Annotated in this window: 20 protein-coding genes; 8 read left to right on the plus strand and 12 right to left on the minus strand. The window is 74.8% G+C overall.

All coding sequences use genetic code 11. The annotated features are described in order from the left end of the window. Window positions 1-35 precede the first annotated feature (35 nt). A complete protein-coding gene (locus tag NOCA_RS25770) occupies window positions 36-740 on the minus strand; it encodes a hypothetical protein (RefSeq protein ID WP_011755461.1) in 705 nt (234 codons plus the stop codon). 220 nt (window positions 741-960) lie between these two features. On the opposite strand from NOCA_RS25770, the gene NOCA_RS11590 reads away from it, so the two are divergent. Together NOCA_RS11590 and NOCA_RS11595 are read left to right on the plus strand one after the other, a co-directional pair. Continuing rightward, on the plus strand, window positions 961-1,371 hold the full coding sequence (locus NOCA_RS11590; RefSeq protein ID WP_140404198.1) for a hypothetical protein: 411 nt from the start codon (window positions 961-963) through the stop codon (window positions 1,369-1,371). A 4-nt stretch (window positions 1,372-1,375) separates the two neighbouring features. Next, complete coding sequence (locus tag NOCA_RS11595; RefSeq protein WP_011755462.1) at window positions 1,376-2,227, plus strand: serine/threonine-protein kinase; 852 nt, start codon at window positions 1,376-1,378, stop codon at window positions 2,225-2,227. A 7-nt stretch (window positions 2,228-2,234) separates the two neighbouring features. On the opposite strand, the gene NOCA_RS11600 is transcribed toward NOCA_RS11595, so the two are convergent. From NOCA_RS11600 to NOCA_RS11610, 3 genes are read right to left on the minus strand one after another with little or no spacing between them, the layout of a single operon-like run. Further along, window positions 2,235-2,906, minus strand: a complete 672-nt coding sequence (locus NOCA_RS11600) for a response regulator transcription factor (protein WP_011755463.1) — start codon at window positions 2,904-2,906, stop codon at window positions 2,235-2,237. Next, a complete protein-coding gene (locus tag NOCA_RS11605; RefSeq protein ID WP_011755464.1) occupies window positions 2,891-4,417 on the minus strand; it encodes a sensor histidine kinase in 1,527 nt (508 codons plus the stop codon). Before NOCA_RS11605 ends, NOCA_RS11600 begins: the two co-directional genes overlap by 16 nt. Then, window positions 4,362-4,739, minus strand: a complete 378-nt coding sequence (locus NOCA_RS11610) for a hypothetical protein (RefSeq protein ID WP_011755465.1) — start codon at window positions 4,737-4,739, stop codon at window positions 4,362-4,364. Before NOCA_RS11610 ends, NOCA_RS11605 begins: the two co-directional genes overlap by 56 nt. Before the next feature lie 164 nt (window positions 4,740-4,903). Here NOCA_RS11610 and NOCA_RS11615 point away from each other — a divergent pair, with 164 nt between their 5' ends. Beyond that, window positions 4,904-6,469: an AMP-binding protein gene (locus NOCA_RS11615; protein WP_011755466.1), complete on the plus strand. Its 1,566-nt coding sequence runs from the start codon at window positions 4,904-4,906 to the stop codon at window positions 6,467-6,469. On the opposite strand, the gene NOCA_RS11620 is transcribed toward NOCA_RS11615, so the two are convergent. From NOCA_RS11620 to NOCA_RS11635, 4 genes are all read right to left on the minus strand, one after another. After that, window positions 6,466-7,011 carry a NifU family protein gene (locus NOCA_RS11620; protein WP_011755467.1) on the minus strand — a complete coding sequence of 182 codons (546 nt, stop codon included), beginning with the start codon at window positions 7,009-7,011 and terminating at the stop codon, window positions 6,466-6,468. The two genes, NOCA_RS11615 and NOCA_RS11620, sit on opposite strands and share 4 nt — an antisense overlap. Continuing rightward, window positions 7,008-8,900, minus strand: a complete 1,893-nt coding sequence (feoB, locus tag NOCA_RS11625) for a ferrous iron transporter B (protein ID WP_197687798.1) — start codon at window positions 8,898-8,900, stop codon at window positions 7,008-7,010. Before feoB ends, NOCA_RS11620 begins: the two co-directional genes overlap by 4 nt. A 50-nt stretch (window positions 8,901-8,950) precedes the next feature. Beyond that, window positions 8,951-9,196: a FeoA family protein gene (locus tag NOCA_RS11630; RefSeq protein WP_011755469.1), complete on the minus strand. Its 246-nt coding sequence runs from the start codon at window positions 9,194-9,196 to the stop codon at window positions 8,951-8,953. A gap of 207 nt (window positions 9,197-9,403) precedes the next feature. Then, on the minus strand, window positions 9,404-9,724 hold the full coding sequence (locus NOCA_RS11635; protein WP_041546486.1) for an antibiotic biosynthesis monooxygenase family protein: 321 nt from the start codon (window positions 9,722-9,724) through the stop codon (window positions 9,404-9,406). A gap of 51 nt (window positions 9,725-9,775) precedes the next feature. On the opposite strand from NOCA_RS11635, the gene NOCA_RS11640 reads away from it, so the two are divergent. The 3 genes from NOCA_RS11640 (at window position 9,776) to NOCA_RS11650 (ending at window position 12,888) form a co-directional block, all read left to right on the plus strand. Beyond that, window positions 9,776-10,909: a Nif3-like dinuclear metal center hexameric protein gene (locus NOCA_RS11640; protein ID WP_011755470.1), complete on the plus strand. Its 1,134-nt coding sequence runs from the start codon at window positions 9,776-9,778 to the stop codon at window positions 10,907-10,909. Between the two features lie 72 nt (window positions 10,910-10,981). Then, a complete protein-coding gene (locus tag NOCA_RS11645; RefSeq protein ID WP_011755471.1) occupies window positions 10,982-11,686 on the plus strand; it encodes a zinc ribbon domain-containing protein in 705 nt (234 codons plus the stop codon). Further along, window positions 11,683-12,888, plus strand: coding sequence for a bifunctional RNase H/acid phosphatase (locus NOCA_RS11650; RefSeq protein ID WP_011755472.1), 1,206 nt, complete (start codon window positions 11,683-11,685; stop codon window positions 12,886-12,888). The genes NOCA_RS11645 and NOCA_RS11650 overlap by 4 nt, the downstream gene beginning before the upstream one ends. Window positions 12,889-13,009: 121 nt before the next feature. On the opposite strand, the gene yaaA is transcribed toward NOCA_RS11650, so the two are convergent. Beyond that, a complete protein-coding gene (gene yaaA, locus NOCA_RS11655) occupies window positions 13,010-13,765 on the minus strand; it encodes a peroxide stress protein YaaA (RefSeq protein WP_011755473.1) in 756 nt (251 codons plus the stop codon). Window positions 13,766-13,783: 18 nt separating this feature from the next. Here yaaA and NOCA_RS11660 point away from each other — a divergent pair, with 18 nt between their 5' ends. Together NOCA_RS11660 and NOCA_RS11665 are read left to right on the plus strand one after the other, a co-directional pair. Next, window positions 13,784-15,232, plus strand: a complete 1,449-nt coding sequence (locus tag NOCA_RS11660; RefSeq protein ID WP_041546488.1) for an RNB domain-containing ribonuclease — start codon at window positions 13,784-13,786, stop codon at window positions 15,230-15,232. Window positions 15,233-15,380: 148 nt separating this feature from the next. Further along, complete coding sequence (locus tag NOCA_RS11665; RefSeq protein WP_011755475.1) at window positions 15,381-16,601, plus strand: phosphoribosyltransferase family protein; 1,221 nt, start codon at window positions 15,381-15,383, stop codon at window positions 16,599-16,601. Here NOCA_RS11665 and NOCA_RS11670 read toward each other — a convergent pair. From NOCA_RS11670 to NOCA_RS11680, 3 genes are read right to left on the minus strand one after another with little or no spacing between them, the layout of a single operon-like run. Further along, window positions 16,579-19,104 (minus strand): AMP-binding protein, encoded by a 2,526-nt coding sequence (locus NOCA_RS11670; RefSeq protein ID WP_011755476.1) that lies wholly within the window; start codon window positions 19,102-19,104, stop codon window positions 16,579-16,581. The two genes, NOCA_RS11665 and NOCA_RS11670, sit on opposite strands and share 23 nt — an antisense overlap. Then, window positions 19,101-20,162: an ABC transporter ATP-binding protein gene (locus NOCA_RS11675; RefSeq protein WP_011755477.1), complete on the minus strand. Its 1,062-nt coding sequence runs from the start codon at window positions 20,160-20,162 to the stop codon at window positions 19,101-19,103. Before NOCA_RS11675 ends, NOCA_RS11670 begins: the two co-directional genes overlap by 4 nt. Further along, window positions 20,159-21,727 carry an ABC transporter permease gene (locus NOCA_RS11680; protein WP_011755478.1) on the minus strand — a complete coding sequence of 523 codons (1,569 nt, stop codon included), beginning with the start codon at window positions 21,725-21,727 and terminating at the stop codon, window positions 20,159-20,161. The genes NOCA_RS11675 and NOCA_RS11680 overlap by 4 nt, the downstream gene beginning before the upstream one ends.

The following is a 21,727-nucleotide window of genomic DNA, read 5'->3' on the forward strand; positions in this document are numbered from 1 at the left end:
GCGCCGTGGGGCGGGTCCGTGGGACTCAGCGACGGTCAGGAAGCGAGGAGCGCAGGTGGGCCGCGGTGCGAGAGCGCCGGTCGGTCCAGGCGGGGGATCGGGGTGAAGCCGGCCCGTCGAGGCCGGGGCCGGGGCGCGGTCGCGGCGCCGCGCAGGACCGCCAGGGTCGCGGCCGCGCTGCGCCGGGCCGCGGCGAGCACGACGACGCGGGCCGCCGCCAGGTGCAGCAGCGCCCACAGGGCGCGCTCGCCGACGGCCAGGAGCAGGCCGAGGGCGACGGCCGCGGCCAGGTGGGCGGCCAGCATGAGGGGGCCCTGGTCGGCCAGGTGGTGCAGCAGGTGGGTCAGCGGCGCGGTGGGTACGCCGGGCCGGTCGTGGCCCGCCATCGCGGGCATGGACGTGTAGGCGTCGAGGAGCGACCCGACCCGCCGGCCGTCGGCGTCGACCGGCAAGCTCGTGGCGGGGACGGACAGGTGCCGTGGGGCCGCCGTACCTCCGTCGTCACGGTGGCCGGCGAGGGCCGAGAGCGCCGTGTGGGCCAGGCCCTGTCCGGCGACGACGAGGACCACGATGCGGCGGGTGGACGCCGGCCCGAGCAGGAACCGCCCGGCCAGCACGACGAGCGCCGCGGTGAGGACCAGCAGCGCGACCGGGTGGGGGATCCGGCCGCCCGCCGACGCGTGCGAGACCGTCCCGGTGCCCAGCATCACGGCGCCGAGCACCAGGGCGCGCGCCCACACCAGGAACGGCGGCGCGGTGGCTGCAGGTGCGACAGCGGTCGCGGGAGCGGGCGGGATCGCGGTTCTCCGGGAGGGCTCGGGTGGCTCGGGAGCGGGCGCGCACAGGATACGGGGAGTGCGCGTCCGCTGCGTGAGAGGTCTCTCACGCGGTGCTCATCCGCACCTCACCACCCGCCGAGAGGCTCCTGGCGACAGCAGTTCCCATGACGAGGAGACGATGATGAACAAGCTGATGACCTCCGGGACCCTCGGGCTCGCGAGCCTGGTCACCACCGGGCTGATCGCCTGGCAGGCGCCGCTGGCGCTGGCCGACCAGGGATCCGACGACTCGGGCCGCGACGACCGGCACCACAGCAAGGCGTTCAAGCGCGACGACGACAGCCAGGCCGTGGTCACCACGGTCGACGACGACGACGATGACGACACCGGGTTGGACAACGGGACGAACACCGGGACCAACACGGGTGCGGACGCCGGCACCAACACCGGGACCCGGACCCGCGGCGGCGACACCGACCACAGCCGCGACGCCAGCGTGCGCGACCTGACCAGCGACGGTCCGGGCAGCGGCAACGTGGACCACTCGCGGCACCACACCAACGACGGCACCCGCCACAACACCCGGGGCTGACGTCGTGCCGAACCCGTCCTCCTGGGGCTTCGCCGAGGGTGACGCGATCACCGCCGAGCTGACGGCCGTCCGTCGGCTCGGCGGTGGGTCGGCCTACGAGGCCTACCTGGCCTTCGACGAGCTGACCTACCTCCCGGTGGTCGTGAAGCTGGTGCGTCCCGACCTGGTCCGCGACGAGCACGCCCTGCGCGGGCTGACCCGCGAGGTCGAGGCGCTCGCGACGGTCAACCACCCGGTCGTGGTGCGCGGCCTGCGGCACGAGCCGGGTGGGCCGCGCCCCCACGTCGTGCTCGAGCAGGTCGACGGCCCGCGGCTCTCGACGCTGCTGCGCCGCTACGGCCCGCTCCAGGAGCAGCAGTACCTCCCGCTCGCGATCGAGGTCGCCAGTGCGCTGCACTACCTGCGCCACCTGGGCTGGGTGCACCTCGACGTCAAGCCCAGCAACGTGATCATGGGCGCCCCCGCGCGGCTGATCGACCTCTCGGTCGCCCGGCCGGTGGCCGACGCCGCCGACACGCGGCAGGTCGGCACCGACGCCTACATGGCGCCCGAGCAGGCCGACCCCGAGCGGTACGGCGCGCCCGGGCCGGCCAGCGACGTGTGGGGGCTGTGCGCCACCTTGTTCGAGGCGGTCGCCGGCTACCGCGCCTTCGACGGCCACGGCTTCCCCCAGCTCGACGAGGACCCGTACGAGCTGCCCGACCGGACGCCGACCGAGGTGGTCAAGGTCCTGTACGCCGGCCTCGACCGCGCCGCCGCCAACCGCCCGCTGCCCCACGAGCTGGCCGAGGCGCTCGAACCGGTCCTCGACCGGCTCCCGGCCGCGCGGCTGGCCGGAGCCTTCAAGGCCTCCTGAGGCCGAGTCAGCGGTTGAAGCGGTACCCCATGCCCCGGACGGTGGCGATGGTGTCGGCGCCGAGCTTCTTGCGCAGATAGCCGACGTACACGTCGACCACGTTCGAGCCGGGGTCGAAGTCCATCCCCCAGACGTGGTCGAGCAGCTGCTCGCGGGAGAGCACCTGGCCGGCGTTGACCATGAAGATCTCCGCGAGCGAGAACTCCCGGGCCGACAGGTCGACCTGCCGGTCCTCGACCACGGCGCGCCGGGTCCGTACGTCCAGCTTGACCCGGCCGGACTGCAGCACGTCCTCTCGCGACGCCCCGCCCGCGTCGGCGCTCTGCCGCAGCCGCAGCCGGACCCTCGCGAGCAGCTCGGCGAAGCGGAACGGCTTGGGCATGTAGTCGTCGGCGCCGCCCTCGAGCGCGGAGACGGTGTCGCCGACCGAGTCGCGGGCGGTCAGCACGATGACCGGGACCGTGGAGCCCTGGGAGCGCAGCTGGTCGAGCACCTCGAAGCCGTCCATCCCGGGCAGCCCGATGTCGAGCACGACCAGGTCGACGTCGCCGCCGAGCGCCAGGTCGAGCCCCTCACGGCCGTCCGCCACGCAGGTCGTCACGTGGCCGTCGGCGCGCAGCCCCTTGGCCAGGAACGACGCGATCCGCTCCTCGTCCTCGACGATCAGGATCCTGGCCACGGGTCCTCCTTCGGTGGCGCGGGCAGCGTCATGACGAACCGAGCACCGCGGGGGGCGGTCTCCTCGGCGTCCTCGACCTCGACGCCGCCGCCGTGCGACCGCGCGATGGCGGACACGATCGACAGGCCGAGGCCGAAGCCCTCGTCACCAGGCATTACGGCGCCGCGGCCGAATCGTTCAAAGATCAGCCCGCGCTGTTCGGGCGGTACGCCGGGTCCGGTGTCGCGGACCCACAGCCGCGCGCGGCCGTCGTCGTACGACGACCCGATCGCGACCGTGTCTCCGGGGCCGGTGTGCTTGACCGCGTTGTCGGCGAGCTGGAGCAGGGCCTGGGTCAGCCGCTGCTCGTCCCCGACGACCACCACGTCGGCGGCCGCGTCGAGCTGCCAGTCCCGGTCGCCGAGACCACGGGCCTTGGCGAGCACGTCGGCGGTCAGGCCGGCCAGGTCGACCGGCCGGAGCTGGAGGAAGTCGGGCCGGTCGCTCTTCGCCAGCAGGATCAGGTCGCCGACCAACCGGGACATCCGGTCCACCTCGTCGAGCAGCAGCTCCTTGGTCTCGGCGACCTCGGCGGGGTCGCCGGTGTCGAGCAGCTCGAGGTGCCCCCGGAGCACGGTCAGCGGGGTCCGCAGCTCGTGCCCGGCGTCGTCGAGGAACTCCCGCTGGCCGACGAACGCGGCCTCGAGCCGGTCGAGCATCCCGTTCACGGTACGGGTGAGGGCCGTGATGTCGTCGTGCCCGGTGACGGGCAGCCGGCGGGAGAGGTCGGACCCGGAGATGTCGTCCGCGGTCTCGCGGAGCGTGCGCAGCGGCGCGAGCAACCGACCGGACAGCCAGGCCGCGGCTGCGGTGACGAGCAACAGCGAGAGCAGCGCGACGGTCGCGTAGGTGCGCATCGTGTCGCGCAGCTCGGCGCGGGCCTCGGTCAGGTAGGTCACGATCACCAGGGCCCCGGCCTCCCGCGTGCTGCGCACCGGCTGCACGGTGATCAGCGCCTCGCCGTACCCGGGCACGTCCACCCGTGCGGAGCCGCCGCCGTCGTCGACCAGCGCGCCGGCGGTGTCGCGGAACAGCTGGGTCTCCGCGAACGCGGCCGTGGGGGAGGCCTTCTGGGGGCGGCCGTCGAACCAGCTGACGAGGATCTCGTTCTCGTCCGGGACGTTGCGGACCAGGAAGGTGTCCAGCATGGTGCCGACGCTGTCGAACGGCCGGCCGGTGTCGGGGTTCAGCCCCCGCTTGTGCAGCTTGCCCAGCTCCGCGAGCTCCTGGTCGATCTCGGCGAGCTGTTGCTCCTCGACCCGCTGCCCCTCGACGGCGTAGACGATCGCGCCCGCGCCGGTCAGCGCCAGGGCGCCGAGGAGCGCGACCGCGGCGGTGATGCGGACCCGGACGGAGACGCCCGGCCGGGACGTCGGCCGGGCGCTGCGTCGGGGGTCCGTCCCCTCCGTCGTCGGGTCAGTCGTCGCTGCTCCCGTGGCCGCTGTCGTCGCTGCCGCTGCCGCTGTGGTCATCGCCGCCTCCGCCGGGCCCGGAGTGGTCGTCGTCGCCGTGGTCGTCGCCGTGGTCGTCGAACCGGTCGTCGTCGCGCCCGAAGTCGTCGCTGTCGTCGTCGAGGTCGTCGGGGTCGAGCTCGACCTCGCCGACGTCGTCCGACGCCGACGGCGAGGACGAGGGGGTCTGCGACGGCGCTGCGGACCGGCCGGCGTCCTGGATCACGATCGGCGGCCGGGGCGCGGGGTCGTCCGCGGCGGAGGCGACGAGCGAACCCGTGACGTAGGCCGCCAGCGGCACGACCAGCGCGAGGGCGAGCAGCACCTTCCACAACGTCTTCATGGTGACCACCATCCTCCCCGATGGTGGGGTGCGGGTGAGAGCCCGATGAGAGGACTCTCATCGACGCGGGCCTCGAGACGCGACCAACCCGTCACCAACCCGCCGGCGGCACCGCGTCAGTACAGTGACGGGAGAGTGGCGTGGCTCGGAGCACAGGAGGCAGCATGATCGTCCCGTTCAGCGTTTCGGACTTCATCGACCGTGCCGTGCAGGTGTACGGCGAGCGGGTCGGCGTCGTCGACGAGCCGGACCAGCCGGCCTCGCCGCTCGGTGCGGGTGGCCAGCTCACCTACGGCGAGCTGGGCTCCCTGGCCCGCCGTCAGGCCGCGAGGCTCGACGAGCTCGGGCTCGACGTCGGCGACCGGGTCGCGATCGTGAGCCACAACAGCGCCCGGCTGCTCACCTCCTTCTTCGGGGTCAGCGGCTTCGGGCGGGTGCTGGTGCCGGTGAACTTCCGGCTGCGACCCGACGAGGTGCACTACATCGTCAAGCACTCCGGCGCGCGGGTGCTGCTGATCGACCCCGAGCTCGAGGAGACCCTCGAGGACGTGCCGGCGGAGTTCAAGTTCGTGCTCGGCCGCGACGAGGACATGTTCGCGGCCGCCCCGGCCGACGGAGGTGTGGAGCCGCGGCCCTGGGAGCCCGACGAGAACGCCACCGCCTGCATCAACTACACCTCCGGCACCACCGCGCGCCCGAAGGGCGTGCAGATCACCCATCGCAACATCTGGGTGAACGCGGCCACCTTCGCCATGCACGCCGGCGTCACCGACCGCGACGTCTACCTCCACACGCTGCCGATGTTCCACGCCAACGGCTGGGGGATGCCGTACGCGATGACCGGCCTGGGCGTGAAGCAGGTGGTGATCCGCAAGATCGACGGCGCCGAGATCCTGCGCCGGGTGCGCGACCAGGGGGTCACCGTGATGTGCGCCGCGCCCGCCGTCGCGGCCGCGGTCCTCGACGCCGCGCAGACCTGGGAGGGCGAGATCCCCGGGCGCGACCGGGTCCGGATCATCATGGCCGGCGCGCCGCCGCCCACCAAGACCGTGATCCGGGTCCAGGAGGAGCTCGGCTGGGAGTTCATCCAGATCTACGGCCTCACCGAGACCTCCCCGCTGCTCACGATCAACCGGACCCGCGAGGAGTGGGACGACCTCTCCGCCGAGGAGCGGGCGATCCGGCTGACCCGGGCGGGCGCGCCCGCGCTCGGCGTACGCCTGGCGATCTCCGACCACGAGGAGAACTCGGGAGAGGTGCTGGCCCGCTCCAACGTCGTGCTCGACGGCTACTGGCAGCAGCCCGAGGAGACCGAGCGCGCCCTGGCGGACGGCTGGTTCCACACCGGTGACGGCGGGAGCCTCGGTGACGACGGGTACCTGACGATCAGCGACCGCAAGAAGGACGTGATCATCACCGGCGGCGAGAACGTCTCCTCGATCGAGGTCGAGGACGTGCTGTTCTCGCACCCGGCGGTGGCCGAGGTCTGCGTGATCGGCGTGCCCAGCGACAAGTGGGGCGAGACGATCAAGGCGCTGGTCGTGCTCGCCGAGGGCGCCTCCGCCACCGAGGCGGAGCTGATCGCCTGGTGCAAGGAGAAGGCGGCCGGCTACAAGGCGCCCACGTCGGTGGAGTTCCGTGACGAGCTCGCCCGCACGGCCACCGGGAAGCTGCAGAAGTTCAAGCTGCGCGCGCCGTACTGGGAGGGCCGCGACCGCCAGGTCAACTAGCGCGCCTCCACGGCGACCAGTCCCGGGCACTCCGCGCGGAGCCGGCGCTCGAACCGCGCCCGCAGGGTGAACGCGGAGGCCGGGCAGCCGTGGCACGCGCCCCGCAGGCGGACGCCCACGACCCCGTCGCGCACGTCGACCAGCTCGATCGCGCCGCCGTGCGAGCGCACGTAGTCCCCGACGTCGCCCGCGAGGAGCCGGTGCACGGCCTCGATCAGGTCCCGGTCGTCCGGGGCGTCGCCGGCCTCGGTGCGCCAGCGACCCGGATCGGCGAGGGCGGCGGCGACGGCCTGTCGCACCCGCGGGCCGCACCGCCGCCACTCGCCGGCCGACGCGGCGCGGGTGGCGATGCAGCCCGGAAGGACCTGCACCTCCACCAGGGTCCCGTCGGCGATCAGCGACCCGAGCTCGGCCGGCACCTCGGCGGCGCGGCCGGGCGCCGGCAGGGGAGCGTCGGGGACCACCCAGCGCACCTCGTCGGGGGTCGCGCCCGGCTCGGGGTGCAGGGCGATCAGGTCGACCGTGGGGGCGGCGAGGCTCATGCGAAGGCCCCCACCACGGTGCGGGCCAGCAGCGCCATCGTCCAGGCGAGCGCGAAGTACGCCCCGAACACCGTCAGCGGCCACTGCCAACCGCCGGTCTCCCGGCGCAGGGTGGCGATCGTCGCCATGCACTGCAGGGCGTAGACGAAGAACACCAGCAGCGCGGCCAGGGTCGCGGAGGTGAAGACGGGCTGCCCGGCCTTCGGACCGCTGTCGAAGGTGGTGTCGCGCAGCGCCTGCGCCGGCTGGTCCGGGTCGCCGGCCGCGGTGATCTGGCCCATCGTCGCGACGAACGTCTCCCGCGCCGCGAGCGAGGAGATCACCGCGACGTTCGTGCGCCAGTCCAAGCCGAGCGGGTCGAAGACCGGGGCCGCCGCACGCCCGATCCCGGCCGCCACGCTGTGCTCCATCGTGTACGCCGCGACCGCCGTACCGTCGGCCGGGTCGACGCCGTCCGCGCGCAGCTCGGCGGCCGAGTGCACCGGCAGGTTCAGCAGCGCCCAGAGCACGATCGTCGAGACCACGATGACCGTGCCCATCTTGCGCAGGAAGCCCTTGACCGGCAGCCAGACCGCGACGACCACCGAGCGCAGGGCGGGCAGCCGGTACGGCGGCATCTCCATCGTGAACGGCATCACCGGGTGCCGGCCGCCGCCGACGAGGGTCGCGACCCGGGCGGCGAGCATCATCGAGACCGCGCCCAGCAGGTAGAGGCCGAACATCGTGGTGCCGCGGGCGCTCACGCCCCACCAGCTCGCCTGCGCCGGGATCAGCATCGAGATCAGCAGCGTGTAGACCGGCAGCCGCGCCGAGCAGGTCACCAGCGGCACCGAGAGCATCGTCGCCAACCGCTCGCGCGCCGAGGGCATCGTGCGGGTGGCCATGATGCCGGGGATCGCGCACGCGAACGACGACAGCAGCGCGACGAACGCCCGGCCCTCCAGGCCGGCCAGGGCCATCACCCGGTCCATCAGGAACGCCGCCCGGGAGAGGTAGCCGACCTGCTCGAGCGCGGCGATCAGCACGAACAGCAGCGCGATCTGCGGCACGAAGACCAGCACGCCGCCCACGCCGCCGAGCAGACCGTCGGTCACCAGCCGGACGGGCGCGGAGTCGCCGAAGGTGTCGCGCACCGTCGCCGCGAGCGCCGCGATGCCGGTGCCGATCGCGTCCTGGGCGGGCGCGGCCAGCGCGAAGATCGTCTGGAAGAACCCGAACATCACCGCGAAGAACACCGCGACGCCCGCCACCGGGTGCAGCAGCACCCGGTCGATCCGGGCGGTCAGCGCGCTCTCCTGGGCCGAGCGGTACGCCGCGGTCGTCAGCACCGAGCTGATCCATGCGGTGCACTCGTCGGTGTCGGTCGGGGGCGGTACGACGGGCGCCGGCCACGCCGGCCGGTCGCGCAGCAGGTCGACCAGCTCCGCGGCCCCGGCACGCCGACGGCCGTCCGCGACGACCACGGGCACGCCGAGCGCCCGGGTCAGCCGGTCCAGGTCGACCCGCCCACCGCGGGCGACCAGCTCGTCGTGCATGGTCAGCACCAGCGCGGTCGGGCGGCCGAGCGCGAGCACCCCGGCCAGCAGCCGCAGCGAGCTGCGCAGGGTCGTCGCGTCGGCGACCACCAGCACCGCGTCCGGCTCGCCGACGCCGTCGAGCCGACCGTGCAGCAGGTCGACCACGATCCGCTCGTCGATGCTGATCGGCTCCAGGCTGTAGGTGCCGGGCAGGTCCTCCACCTCGACCGCCGTGCCGTCGGTCAGCGCGCAGGTGCCCTGGGAGCGCCCCACGGTGACGCCGGGATAGTTGCCGGTCTTGACCCGCAGCCCGGTCAGCGCGTTGAAGATCGTCGACTTGCCGGCGTTCGGCGCGCCGACCAGCGCGACCATGGCGCGGCCGGTGTCGGTGCTGGTGGCCGGCCCGGGCGCGCAGTGCGCGCTCATGCGGGGGCGACGGTCACGAGCCGGGCCTGCGCGGCGCGCAGGCACATCGAGGTGTCCGCGAACCGGTAGAGCGTGGGGTCGCGCAGCGGCGCCCGGCGTACGACGGTCACCTCGGTGCCCGGCACCAGCCCGAGGTCCACCAGCCGGCGCGCGACGTGCGGCTCGGCATCGGCGGCGACGCCGACGATCGTCCCGCTCGCTCCCGCGGGCAGCTCGACCAGCGACCGCGTCCCACCAGACAACCCAGCCCCCCATCGACGAAGGTAAGGCTCAACTTACTCAAGCGTCGCCGGGGTCGCGTAGGGACCTAGGTCCCTCGGTTCTGGGGCTGTGCCGGCGGGGTCGGTTTCCCCGGTGAACCGGGGAAACCGGAACTGTTGGGCCGAAACTTCGGGCCAGAGGTTCCAACTTCCCCGGTGAACCGGGGAATCCAACCGGCGGCAGAGCGCTCAGCCGGCCGCGGGCGGGACGTCGAGGACGACCTCGAACTCCAGGAGGTCGGCGCCGGTGGAGACCGGGTCGCGGCGCTCGCCGGCCTGGGAGGCATGGGCGGCGCGGGCGTCGCCGTCGCGCCAGGCCGCGAACGACTCCTCGTCGGCCCACTGCGTGACGACGAAGTACCGGTCCTCTCCGCGTACCGGGCGCAGCAGCTGGAAGCCGAGGAAGCCGGGCGTCGCGTCGACGGTGTGGGCGCGGCCGGCGAACCGCTTCTCGAGTTCCTCGTGCGCCTGCGGCGGGACGGAGATGGCGTTGATCTTCACGACGGGCATGGGTCGAGGGTAGGCGGGCCCCGGACCCGCGCGGGCCACTAGCCTGGCGCCATGCCCGCGCTCGAGGACGTCGTCGACCTGCTGCACGGGTGGTACCCACCCCACACCGCCGACTCGTGGGACGCCGTCGGGCTCGTGTACGGCGACCCCGCGGCGCCGGTGCGCAAGATCCTGTTCGCGGTCGACCCGGTGCTGCCGGTGGCCCAGGAGGCAGCCGAGTGGGGCGCCGACCTGCTGGTCACCCACCACCCGCTGTTCCTCAAGGCCGTGCACGGATTCCCCGCCACGACCCCCAAGGGCCGCACCCTGGCCGCCCTCGCCGGCGCCGGCTGCGCCCTGCTCGCGGCCCACACCAACGCCGACCAAGCCGTCGGCGGCGTCTCCGAGGCGCTGGCCAGGACCCTGGGCCTGAGCGACCCCGAGCCGATCGTGCCGGCGTCCGCCGGCCTGCTCGACAAGCTCACCGTGTACGTGCCCGCGGCCGACGCCGACCGGCTCCGCGAGGTGCTGGCGCAGGCGGGAGCGGGGCGGATCGGCGACTACGACCACGCCTCGTTCTCGAGCCCGGGCGAGGGCCGGTTCCGACCGCTGGAGGGCGCCCACCCCGCGATCGGGTCGGTCGGCGAGGTCGAGGTGGTCGACGAGGTCCGCGTCGAGGTCGTCGTCCCGCGGGACCGCCGAGCCGCGGTGGTGCGCGCGCTGCTCACGGCCCACCCCTACGAGGAGCCGGCGTACGACGTCGTCGAGCTGGCCGACCCCGGCCTCGCGACGACCGGCACCGGGCGGATCGGCACCGTGCCGGAGACGACCCTGGAGGGGTTCGCCGCCCACGTGGCCGGCGCGCTGCCGGCCACCGCCCAGGGAGTACGCGTCGCCGGCGACCCGCAGCGGCCGGTGCGCCGGGTGGCGCTGTGCGGCGGCGCAGGGGACTTCCTGCTCGACGCGGTGGCGCGCACCGACGCCGACGTGTACGTGACCAGCGACCTGCGGCACCACCCTGCCAGCGAGTTCGCCGAGCGCGGCGGGCCGGCGCTGGTCGACGTCGCCCACTGGGCGGCGGAGTGGACCTGGCTGCCGGTGGTGGCGGCGCGGGTGGCCGAGGCGCTGGTGGCCGAGGGGACGGGCGATACGGTGGAGACCCGCGTCAGCACCATCCGGACCGACCCCTGGCGGTTCCGGGTCTGACCTACCTGAACATCCGCATCCGAGGAGCCCACGCTGAAAGCCGACCCCTCCGCCCAACTGCAGCTGCTGGACGTGCAGGCGCTCGACGCCCGGGCCGACCTGCTGCGGCACCAGCGCACGAGCCTGCCGGAGCTGGCCGAGATCGCCACGCTGCGGACGAGCCGCACCGAGCTCGACAACCGGGCCCGCGACGCCCGGATCGCCGTCGACGACCTGACCGTCGAGCAGGAGAAGGTCGACGCGGACGCCGAGGCGGTCAAGGCCCGGCGCCGCCGCGACCGCGACCGGATGGACCAGGGCCTGGTCACCAACCCCAAGGACCTGGAGCGGATGCAGCACGAGCTGGAGTCCCTCGAGCGCCGGATCGCCTCCCTCGAGGACGAGGAGCTGGAGGTGATGGCCCGGCTCGAGGACGCCCAGCGCGACCTCGACGGGCTGACCGCCCAGGTCGCCGAGGCCGACCAGCGGCTGGCCGAGCTCGCCGCCGCCCGCGACGAGCGGTTGGCGGCGATCGACGCCGAGCTCGGCTCGGTGCTGGCCGAGCGCGCGCCGGCCGTCGAGGGCGTCCCCGCCGACCTGCTGGCCCTCTACGACCGGCTGCGCGAGCAGAAGGGCGGGGTCGGCGCCGCCGAGCTGCGCCAACGCCGCTGCACCGGGTGCCAGCTCGGCATCGACAACGCCGAGCTCGCGGTGATCAAGGCGGCACCGGCCGACGAGGTGATCCGCTGCGAGGAGTGCCAGCGGATTCTGGTGCGGACGCCCGAGTCCGGCCTGTGACCAGAAGCGTCGTCGTCGAGGCGGACGGCGGATCGCGCGGCAACCCCGGCCCGGCGGCGTACGGCGCCGTCCTCCGTGACGCCGAGACCGGCGCGGTGATCGCCGAGGACGCCACCGCGATCGGGATCGCCTCGAACAACGTCGCGGAGTACTCCGGGCTGATCGCCGGGCTGCGGCTCGCCGAGCGGTTCGCGCCGGACGCCGACATCGAGGTCCGGATGGACTCCAAGCTCGTGGTCGAGCAGATGTCCGGGCGCTGGAAGATCAAGCACCCCGACATGCGGCCGCTGGCGACCGAGGCGAGCCGGCTGGCCCCGTTCGGGACGACGTACACCTGGGTGCCGCGCGAGCAGAACAAGCACGCCGACCGGCTCGCCAACGAGGCGCTCGACGGCTTGCGCAGCGGTGTCTCGGTGCCCGCCGAGGCGGCCGAACCCGACTCGCTGATCGAGGAGGTCGAGTCACCGGAGGAGCGGGCGGAGGCCGGTCAGGAGCAGCCCGCGTCGATCCAGAGCCAGGCCCGAGGGTGGGGCGGCGGGGGGACGCCGACGACGGTGGTGCTGGTCCGCCACGGGGTCACCCCGCACACGACCGAGAAGCGCTTCTCGGGCGGCCTCGCCAGCGCCAACCCGGGCCTGAGCGAGGAAGGCCGGGCGCAGGTGCGCGCCGTCGCCGACTGGCTCGCCCCGCTCGCCGAGCGGGTGGACGTCGTGCTCTCCTCCCCGGTGCGGCGCACCCGGGAGTCCGCGGAGCTCGTCGCCGAGCGGCTCGGTCAGGAGGTCCGGGTCGAGCCCGGGTTCGCCGAGATGGAGTTCGGCGCCTGGGACGGGCTGACCTTCGCCGAGGTGGGGGAGCGGCACCCCGAGGATCTCACGGCGTGGCTGGGCTCCCTCGACGTCGCGCCCGGTGGCCCGCAGGGCGGTGGGGAGTCGTTCCGCGTGGTGCAGGAGCGGGTCCTCGCGGGTCTGAGCCGACTGCTCGACGAGCACGCCGGCCGCACCGTCGTGGTCGTCAGCCACGTCACGCCGATCAAGACCCTGGTCGCCCACGCCCTCGACGCCCCGCTGGAGGCGGTGTTCCGGATGGAGCTCACCCCCGCGTCGGTGACCGTCGTGTCCTACTACGACGACCGCCCGTCGCTGCGGATGTACAACGCGCTGCCGCCCGGCAACGACGTCTTCGGCGCCGCCAGCACCTGGTAGCCGCCGACGCAGTCGCCCGGACTTCTCAGGCAGAACCGGAACTGTTGGGCCGAAGTTTCGGGCCAACAGTTCCGGTTTCCCCGGTGAACCGGGGAAACCGACCCCCCGGCCCGGCAACCCCTCAGAGCTCGCCGACGACCACGTCCAGGCGCGGGCCGTCCTCCTCGACGACCCAGCCCAGGTCACGCAGGGCCTCGGCCAGGCGGGCGGGGGTGCGCGGGTCCGCCCCCGCCTCCAGCAGGGCCCGCACGATCCGGCCCTTGGTGGCCTTGTTGAAGTGGCTGACGACCTTCCGGGTGCCACCGGACTCGTGCAGCACCCGCACGGTCGCGGTGCGCACCCCGGCCGGTCGCCAGAACGCGACGTACGTGCCGCTGCGCAGGTCGACCAGCAGGCCGTTGCCGACCGCCTCGGTGACGACCGGGCCGAGCTGCTCGCGCCACACGCCGGCGACCGCGCCGAGGCCGGGGAGGGTGGTGTCGCCAGAGAGGCGGTACGCCGGGATCCGGTCCGCGGTGCGCAGCAGCCCGAACAGGCTCGAGGTCACGGCGACCCGGCTCGCCGCGCGCCGCTTGGCCGCGGCGGAGAGGGTGTTGACGTCGAGGGCGTCGTACAGGACGCCGGTGTAGACCTGGTCGGCCCGCGCCGTCGGCGCGGTCCGGAGCCGGGCGTTGAGGTCGACCAGGTCGAGCTGGGTGCCGCCGAGCCCCAGGGTCTTCGCGGCGACCGCGGGGTCGCCGGCGCACAGCTCCTCGAGGGTGGCCAGCACCCGCTCGCGCGCCGGGTTCAGCGCGGGGAACGCGAGCGTCCCGAGGTCCAGGGGCTTGCCGCGGCGCGCGGCCGCCTTGCCCTCGCTGGGCGGCAGCAGGATCAGCACGGTGGTTATGGTGCCGGTATGCCGTCCAGCCGCGTCGTCCGGGTCCGCTCCGTCCGCGACGAGGTGGCCGCGGCCGCGCTGCGCGACGGGATCGCCCGGATCCAGGCCGACCTCGAGGTCACGCCGGACTTCCCGGCGGAGGTCGAGCAGGCCGCGGCCGCGGCGGCCGGCGCGCCCCGGCTGCCGGACCTGGACCGCACCGACCTGCCGTTCGTCACCATCGACCCGCCGGGGTCCATGGACCTCGACCAGGCGCTGCACCTCGAGCGGGACGGCGAGGGGTACGTCGTCCACTACGCGATCGCCGACGTCGCCGCGTTCGTGGCGCCCGGCGACCCGATCGACGTCGAGGCGCACCGGCGCGGCGAGACGCTGTACGGCGCGGACTCGAAGATCCCCCTGCACCCGCCGGCGCTCAGCGAGGACGCCGCCTCGCTGCTGCCCGACCAGGTCCGTCCGGCGCTGCTGTGGACGATCCGGGTCGACGCCGACGGTGGTCGCACCGCCGTGCACGTCGAGCGGGCGCGGGTACGCTCGACCGCCCGGTTGTCCTACGAGGAGGCGCAGCGGGCGATCGACGCCGGCACCGGCCCGGAGTCGCTCGCGCTGCTGCGCGAGGTCGGCGAGCTGCGGCTGGCCCGGGAGGCGGCGCGCGGCGGCGTCTCGCTGCCGCTGCCCGAGCAGGACGTCGACGTCGAGGGCGACCACTGGCGGCTGGAGTTCCGCGAGCAGCTGCCCGTGGAGCAGTGGAACGCCCAGATCTCCTTGCTCACCGGATTCGCGGCCGCCGCGCTGATGGTCTACGCCCGGGTCGGGCTCCTGCGCACCCTCCCGCCGCCGGATCCGCGCGACGTGCAGCGGCTGCACCGCACGGCCCGGGCGCTGGGCATCGAGTGGCCGGCCGAGCAGCTCTACCCGGACTTCATCCGCTCCCTGGACCCCTCCCGCCCCAGCCACGCCGCGATGGTCAACGCCTCCGCCCGGCTGCTGCGGGGGAGCGGGTACGTCGCCTTCGACGGCGAGACGCCCGCCGACCCCCAGCATGCCGCGCTGGCCTCGGAGTACGCCCATGTCACCGCGCCGCTGCGGCGCCTCGGCGACCGGTACGCCGGGGAGGTCTGCCTCGCGCTGTGCGCCGGCACCGACGTCCCCGACTGGGTGCTGGCCGCGTTGCCCGGCCTGCCGAAGACCCTCCAGTCCTCGGGCGCCCGGGCCCGCTCGTACGAGCGGCAGATCGTCGACCTGGTGGAGGCCGGGGTGCTGCGCGACCGGGTCGGCGAGGTCTTCGACGGGGTGGTCGTCGACGTGGACGAGAAGGACCCGGGCCGTGGTGTCGTCGTGATCCAGGACCCCGCCGTCGAGTCCCGGCTGGTCGGCCCCGCGCCGCTGCCGCTCGGCACCGACGTCCGCGCCCGGCTGACCACCGCCGACCTCACGACCCGGACCGTCGAGCTCACCGTGGAGTGAGTCGCCCCGGATCGGTTGCTGGCACACCGCCGGCCGACCGACCCCACGGATGGGGACATTAGGCCCCGGGCCGCCGGGCCATGGGGCTCTGTCTCGTACGTCACTCCCCGGGTGAACGTGGAGGGGACAGAACGGAGGTGTCCACGAGATGTTCCTCGACCGGATCGACGGTGGCCGGCGGCTCGCTGCCCTGCTCTCGCACTTCACGGGCACCAACGTCGTGGTCGTCGGCCTGCCCCGCGGCGGGGTGCCGGTGGCCGCGGAGGTCGCCTACCAGCTGCGCGCGCCGCTGGACGTGATCGTGGTCCGCAAGCCCGGCCTGCCGGGGGAGCCGGAGCTCACCGACCCCGAGCGCGCCGCCCTGCGCGAGCGCGCCACCCAGCTGCGCAGCGGCCGGTCCGGCCTGGATCTCTCCGGCCGGGTGGCGCTGATCGTCGACGACGGCATCGCCACCGGTGCCACCGCCGCGGCCGCCTGCCGGGTGGCGCGCGAGGTGGGCGCGTCGTACGTCGTGGTCGCCGCGCCGGTCGTCGCGCCCGGCATCGACGCCCGCGACCTGGACGCCGACGAGATCGTGTACGTCGAGATGCCCGCCCGGTTCACCAGCGTGGCGGCCCACTACCAGGACTTCCGGCCGACCACCGACGAGCAGGTCGTCCGGCTCCTCGACGGCGGCCGCGGGGACGGCGTCGACCCGAGCGGCCAGACGGTGCGGATCCCCGCCGGCGGCGCGATCCTCGCGGGCACCCTGCGGATCCCGGACCACCCGCGAGGGGTCGTGCTGTTCGCCCACGGCAGCGGCTCCAGCCGGCACAGCCTGCGCAACGTCAAGGTCGCGCGGCGGCTGACGAACGCCGGCTTCGCCACCCTGCTGCTGGACCTGCTGAGCCCGGCCGAGGAGTCGTCGTGCGACCGCGTCTTCGACGTGGACGGCCTGGCGCACCGGCTGATCACGGCCACCAACTGGCTGGCCGGCGTCCCGGCGCTCGAGGGCCTGCCGATCGGCTACTTCGGCGCGAGCACGGGCGCCGCGGCGGCGCTGCGCGCGGCCGCCGCCCTGGACGGCCGGATCACCGCCGTCGTCGCCCGCGGTGGCCGCCCCGACCTGGCCGGCGACGCGCTGGGCCGGGTCGCTGCACCGACCCTGCTGGTGGTCGGCGGCGCCGACCCCACGGTGCTCGAGCTCAACCGCTGGGCGGCGGCCCGGATGCACTGCCCGAGCCAGGTCACCATCGTCCCCGGCGCCACCCACCTGTTCTCCGAGCCGCACTCGCTGGAGCGGGTGGCCGAGCTCGCGACCGAGTGGTTCAGCCGGCACCTCACCACCCAGGCGGCGGCCGGCACCGTCAGCCTCGGCGTCTCCTGCTGAGCCGCGGCCGCACCGCCCGCTCCAGCCGGGTGTAGGCGCAGCAGCACGCCACGCCCACCGCCAGCGAGGCGCCGATCGCGAGCGCGGGCCGCCCGGCCGCCTCGAGCCCGGGGTAGACCTGCCACTGCGTCAGGTAGATCCACAGCGACGCGCCCGCGACCACGCGCAGCGGCGCGGCCAGGACCGTGGGGACCGGCACGGGTCGGGCCCACAGCAGCAGGAGCACGCCGATGCCGACGATCGCCGTACGACTCGGCTCGCCGGGGAAGAACCCCACCAGCCCGAGCGCCGCGACCGCCGCGACCACCAGCCGCTGGGTCCGGGTGCGCGCCTCCGCGACCGCCCACCCGAGCGCGATCAGCCACAGGCTGCCGGCCACGGTGTACTTCTCGGTCAGGTCCGCGCTCACCCCGACGGTGGCGTAGCGCAGCCCCAGGGCGGCCACGAGCGCCACCAGCGCGACGGCGTACGGCGAGCGCCGCTGGCGGCGGTCCACCCACGGCACCGCGAGCGCCAGGGCGACCGCGAGCGTGCCCCAGACCAGCACGTCGAGGAACCAGAACTGCCAGTCGTCGCTCCACCGGCTCTCGCCGACCACGCCGTTGAGGTACAGCGCCGTGGCCGGGCGGTACTCCCCGGTGAGGAGGGCGGCGCCGCCGATCCACAGCGAGGCAGGAACGGCGACCCCGGCCAGGCCGACGAGCAGCCGCCGGGTCCGGGTCCGCCGCCCGTCGACGGCCAGGCCGAACCGGGCCAGGTGGTAGCCGACCAGCGCGAGCAGCACGTGCGCCCCGCCGAGCAGGTGCACGACGTCGACGTGCGTGACGACGATCAGGATGATCGCCACGGCCCGCAGCACGACGCCGAGCTCGACCGGCGTCGTGAACCGGCGGGCCGGCCGGGACTCCAGGGCCAGTGACTCGATCGACCGGTGCGGCCAGTCCGCGGGCAGGTGTCCGATCCGGGCCGCGAGCCGGGTCGAGAGCTCGACGAAGGACAGCGAGTCGCCGCCGAGCCCGACGAAGGTGTCCTGCGCGGTGGCGTCCGGGCGGCCGAGGAGGACGGCGTACAGGTCGCGCAGGCCGGTGACGTCGCCGTACGCCGGCGCCGCCTCGGATCCGGCGTCCGGCTCGGCCAGCGCGAGCGCGGCCTCGGCCTGGCGGCGCAGCGCGGCGTAGTCGCACTTGCCGGACGCGGTCGTCGGCACGGTCTCGACCACGTGGGCGGTCACGGTGCCGGCCGGGATGCCGGCGATCCGCGCCAGGTGGGTGGGCAGCACGCGCCGGTCGCGGGGCCGGGTCGTGAACAGGTGCAGGCCCTCGCCGACGACCACTGCCCGCGCCGGGGCACCCGCGGTGGCCAGCCGGCGCTCGATCCGGTCGAGGTCGAGCCGCAGGCCGAACACCTTGGCGGTGCGGTTCAGCCGGCCGACGACCTCCCACAGCCCGTCCGGACCGCGCCGGGCCAGGTCGCCGGTGCGCAGCTCGGTCAGCTCGGCGCCCCGGGCCAGGTCCGCGGGCCCGTGGGCGTAGCCCATCATCACGTTCGGGCCGCCGTAGACGAGCTCGCCGACGTCCGCGGGCAGGCCCTCGCGGCCGGGCCCGTCCAGGTCCACCCGCAGCGTCCCCCCCGGTACGGCGACCCCGATCGCCTCCGGCCGGGTCGGCGCCAGCGTGGGCGGCAGGTACGCCATCCGGGCGGTGGCCTCGGTCTGGCCGTACATCACGAACAGGTCCCAGCCGCGGCGCTGCCCGAGCTCGGCGTACCGCACCACCGTCTCGGGCGCGAGCCGGCCGCCGGCCTGGGTGACGTAGCGCAGGTGCGGCAGGTCGCGGTCGGCGAAGCCGGTCGCGTCCAGCAGGTCGAACGTGTAGGGGACGCCGGCGAACGTCGTCGCCCGGTGGGTGCGGGCCAGGTCCCAGAAGCACTCGTCGGCCACCGACAGGTCGGTCAGCACCACCGCGGCCCCGGCGACCAGGTGGCTGTTGAGCACCGAGAGGCCGTAGCAGTAGTGCAGGGGGAGCGAGGTGAGCGCCCGGTCGGAGCGGCGGATGCCGAGGTAGTCGGCGATGCTCCGCGCGTTGGCGACCACGTTGGCGCGGGAGAGCCGGACCAGCTTGGGTGAGCCAGTGGAGCCCGAGGTCGACAGCAGCACGGCCAGGTCGGGGTGCAGCGGCGGCGGGGCGTCGGCGTCCAGCGCCGGCCGGTAGGTCCGGGCGATGTCGTCGTGCGCGCCGGGGGTGGCGATCACCACGGGGCGGTGGAGCGCGAGGGCGGCCAGGTAGGTCACGACGCTGGGCAGGTCGTTGGCCATCTCGAGCAGCAGCAGCCGGCCCGGGTCGTCGAGCTCGAGCGCGCGGCGCTGCACGAGCGCGGCCAGCTCGGCGTAGGTCACCGTGCGGTCGCCGGTGACGAGCGCGGGGTCGTCGGGGTGGCCGCCGAGGAGGGTCAGGTCCAGCTCGCGAGCGGGTACGGCGACCCGGGCGAACTGGTCCGTGGTCACGCGCCCGCCCCTGGGGCGAAGCAGCGCACCTCGCCGGTGACGACGAGGCGCACGTGGTCGCCGGGCCGGGGCAGCGTGTCGGCCGGGGTGCGGGCGATGACCAGGTCGGGGTGGCCGTCCAGCCGGGCCCGGACGGTGGCGTCGTGGCCGAAGAAGCTCACGTCGATCACCTCGGCGGCGACGCCCTCACCGCTCTCGGCGGGCCGCACCTGCACCTGCTCGGGCCGCAGCGCCAGGGTGACCGGTCCCGGCGCCGGGTGGCCGGTGACCCGCACGGACCCGAGGACGCAGGTCGCCCGGGACGGCTCGCCGGGCGCGACCTCGCCGCGGATCAGCGCGGCGTGCCCGAGGAAGGAGGCGACGGCCTCGTTGGCGGGGGAGAGGTAGATGGTGCGCGGCGCCGCGGCCTGGAGGAAGTGCCCGCCGGACATGATCGCGACCTGGTCGGCCAGCGACAGCGCCTCGCCCTGGTCGTGGGTGACCAGCAGCGCCGCGGACCCGGTGGCGCGCAGCGCGTCGACGACCGCCCGCCCGGTCTCCTCGCGCAGCCCGGCGTCCAGGGACGAGAACGGCTCGTCGAGCAGGACCAGGGACGGCCGGGCCGCGAGCGCGCGGGCCAGTGCGACCCGCTGCTGCTGGCCCCCGGAGAGGTGGTGCGGGTAGCGGGTGGCGAGCCCGGCCGGCAGGTCGACCAGCTCGAGCATCTCCGCGACCCGCTCCCGGGGGCGCCGGCGCTGCCCGCGCGGCAGCCCGAAGGCGATGTTGTGCGCCACGTCCAGGTGCGGGAACAATGCCCCCTCCTGGGGCACGTAGCCGATGTTGCGACCGCGGGGCGCCACGGACCGGGTCGGCGAGGACACCTCCGTGCCGGCCAGCCGGATGGTGCCCGCGCGGGGGCGGAGGAAGCCGGCGACGGTGCGCAGCAGGGTCGACTTGCCGCAGCCGGAGACCCCGAGCACCGCCGTGATGCCGTCCTCGACGACGAGGTCGACCGCGTGCAGGACCGTGTGGTCCCCGTAGCCGACGGTGAGGCCGCTGACCTCCAGCGCCTTGGTCATCGCGCACCCACCGTGACTCGGCTGAGCAGCCAGGTCGCCGGGACCGAGAGCACCACGAGCGCCAGGGCGTACGGCGCGGCCGCGCCGTACGCGACGGAGGAGGCCTTGGACCAGAACTCCGTGGAGAGCGTGTCGGTGCCGATCGGGGCGAGCAGCAGAGTGGCGGTCAGCTCGGTCGACACGGCCAGGGACACGAGCGCGAAGCCGGCCGCGAGGCCGGGCGCGATGAGTGGCGCGGTCACCCGGAGGCCGACGCCGGTGCGGCCGCAGCCCAGCGAGCGCGCCACGTCCTCGAGCACCGGCGGCGCGAGCTCCATGGTCGGCCGGAGGCTCACGACCGCGCGCGGCAGGAACAGGATGACGTAGCCGATCACCAGCAGCGGCACGGTCTGGTAGAGCGCGGGGACGGCACGGATCGACACCGTGACCAGGGCGAGCGCGACCACGATGCCGGGCATCGCGCTGGCGGTGTAGGTGGCCCGCTCCAGCGTCGTGGTCAGCCCGCCGCGGTGCCGCACCGAGAGCCACGCGACCGGTGTCGCCGCGGCCGTGGCGACCAGACCGGCGAGCACGGCGAGGCCGACGGAGGTCGCGATGGCCGAGGTCAGGTCGGGCAGGTCCCACCGGGTCGAGGAGCCGCGCACCAGCCACCGGGCCAGGTTGAGCAGCGGCACGCCGAGGGCGAGTACGACGAGCGCGGCGAGCCCACCCGCCGCCGGGAGCCGCCCGCGGCCGAGGCGGTGCGGGTCGGCGGCGCGGGCGGCGCCCGAGCCGACCCGGGCCCGGCGGCCGCGGCCACGCAGCAGCAGCTCGACGGCCAGCAGCGCCAGGCAGAACACGACGAGGACGAGCGCGAGCAGGCTGGCGGCCGGGCCGTTGAAGGAGGTGCCGTACTGCTGCAGGATCGCCGTGGTCAGGGTGGGGTAGTTGAGCAGCTGCAGGGCGCCGTACTCCGCCAGCAGGTGCAGGCCGACCAGCAGCGCGCCGCCGAGCACGGCGGGGCTGATCGCGGGCAGCACCACCCGCAGGAACGTCGCGAGCGGCCGCTGTCCCAGGGAGGCGCTGACCTCCTCCAGGCTCGGGTCGAGGCGGCGCAGGGCCGCGACGGTGGGCAGGTAGACGAACGGGAAGTACGACAGGCTGACGACGAGCGCGGCGCCGCCGTAGCTCTGCACCGCGTGCGTCATCGAGACCCAGCCGTAGCCGTTGACGAAGGCGGGTACGGCGAGCGGCGCGCACATCAAGCCGTGCCACCAGCCCCGGCCGGGGACGTCGGTGCGCTCGACCAGCCAGGCACCCCCGACGCCGAGCACGACGCTGAGGGCCACGCCGCCGACCAGCAGCCGGGAGGTGTTCCACAGCAGCTCGCCGATCCGGGGCCGGAACAGGTAGTCGCGGGCCTCGGCCAGGCCGACGTCGGCGACCGACCACACGACGTACCCGAGCGGGATCAGGCAGGCGACGGTGACCAGCGCGCCCAGCGCCAGGAGGAATGGCGGAGCGGGCTCGGGACGCTGCGGGTGCGTGCGGGCTGCCGGCTCCGTCCCGGGCAGCGGCAGCTGCAC

The organism is Nocardioides sp. JS614 (assembly GCF_000015265.1).
GTDB lineage: Bacteria > Actinomycetota > Actinomycetes > Propionibacteriales > Nocardioidaceae > Nocardioides.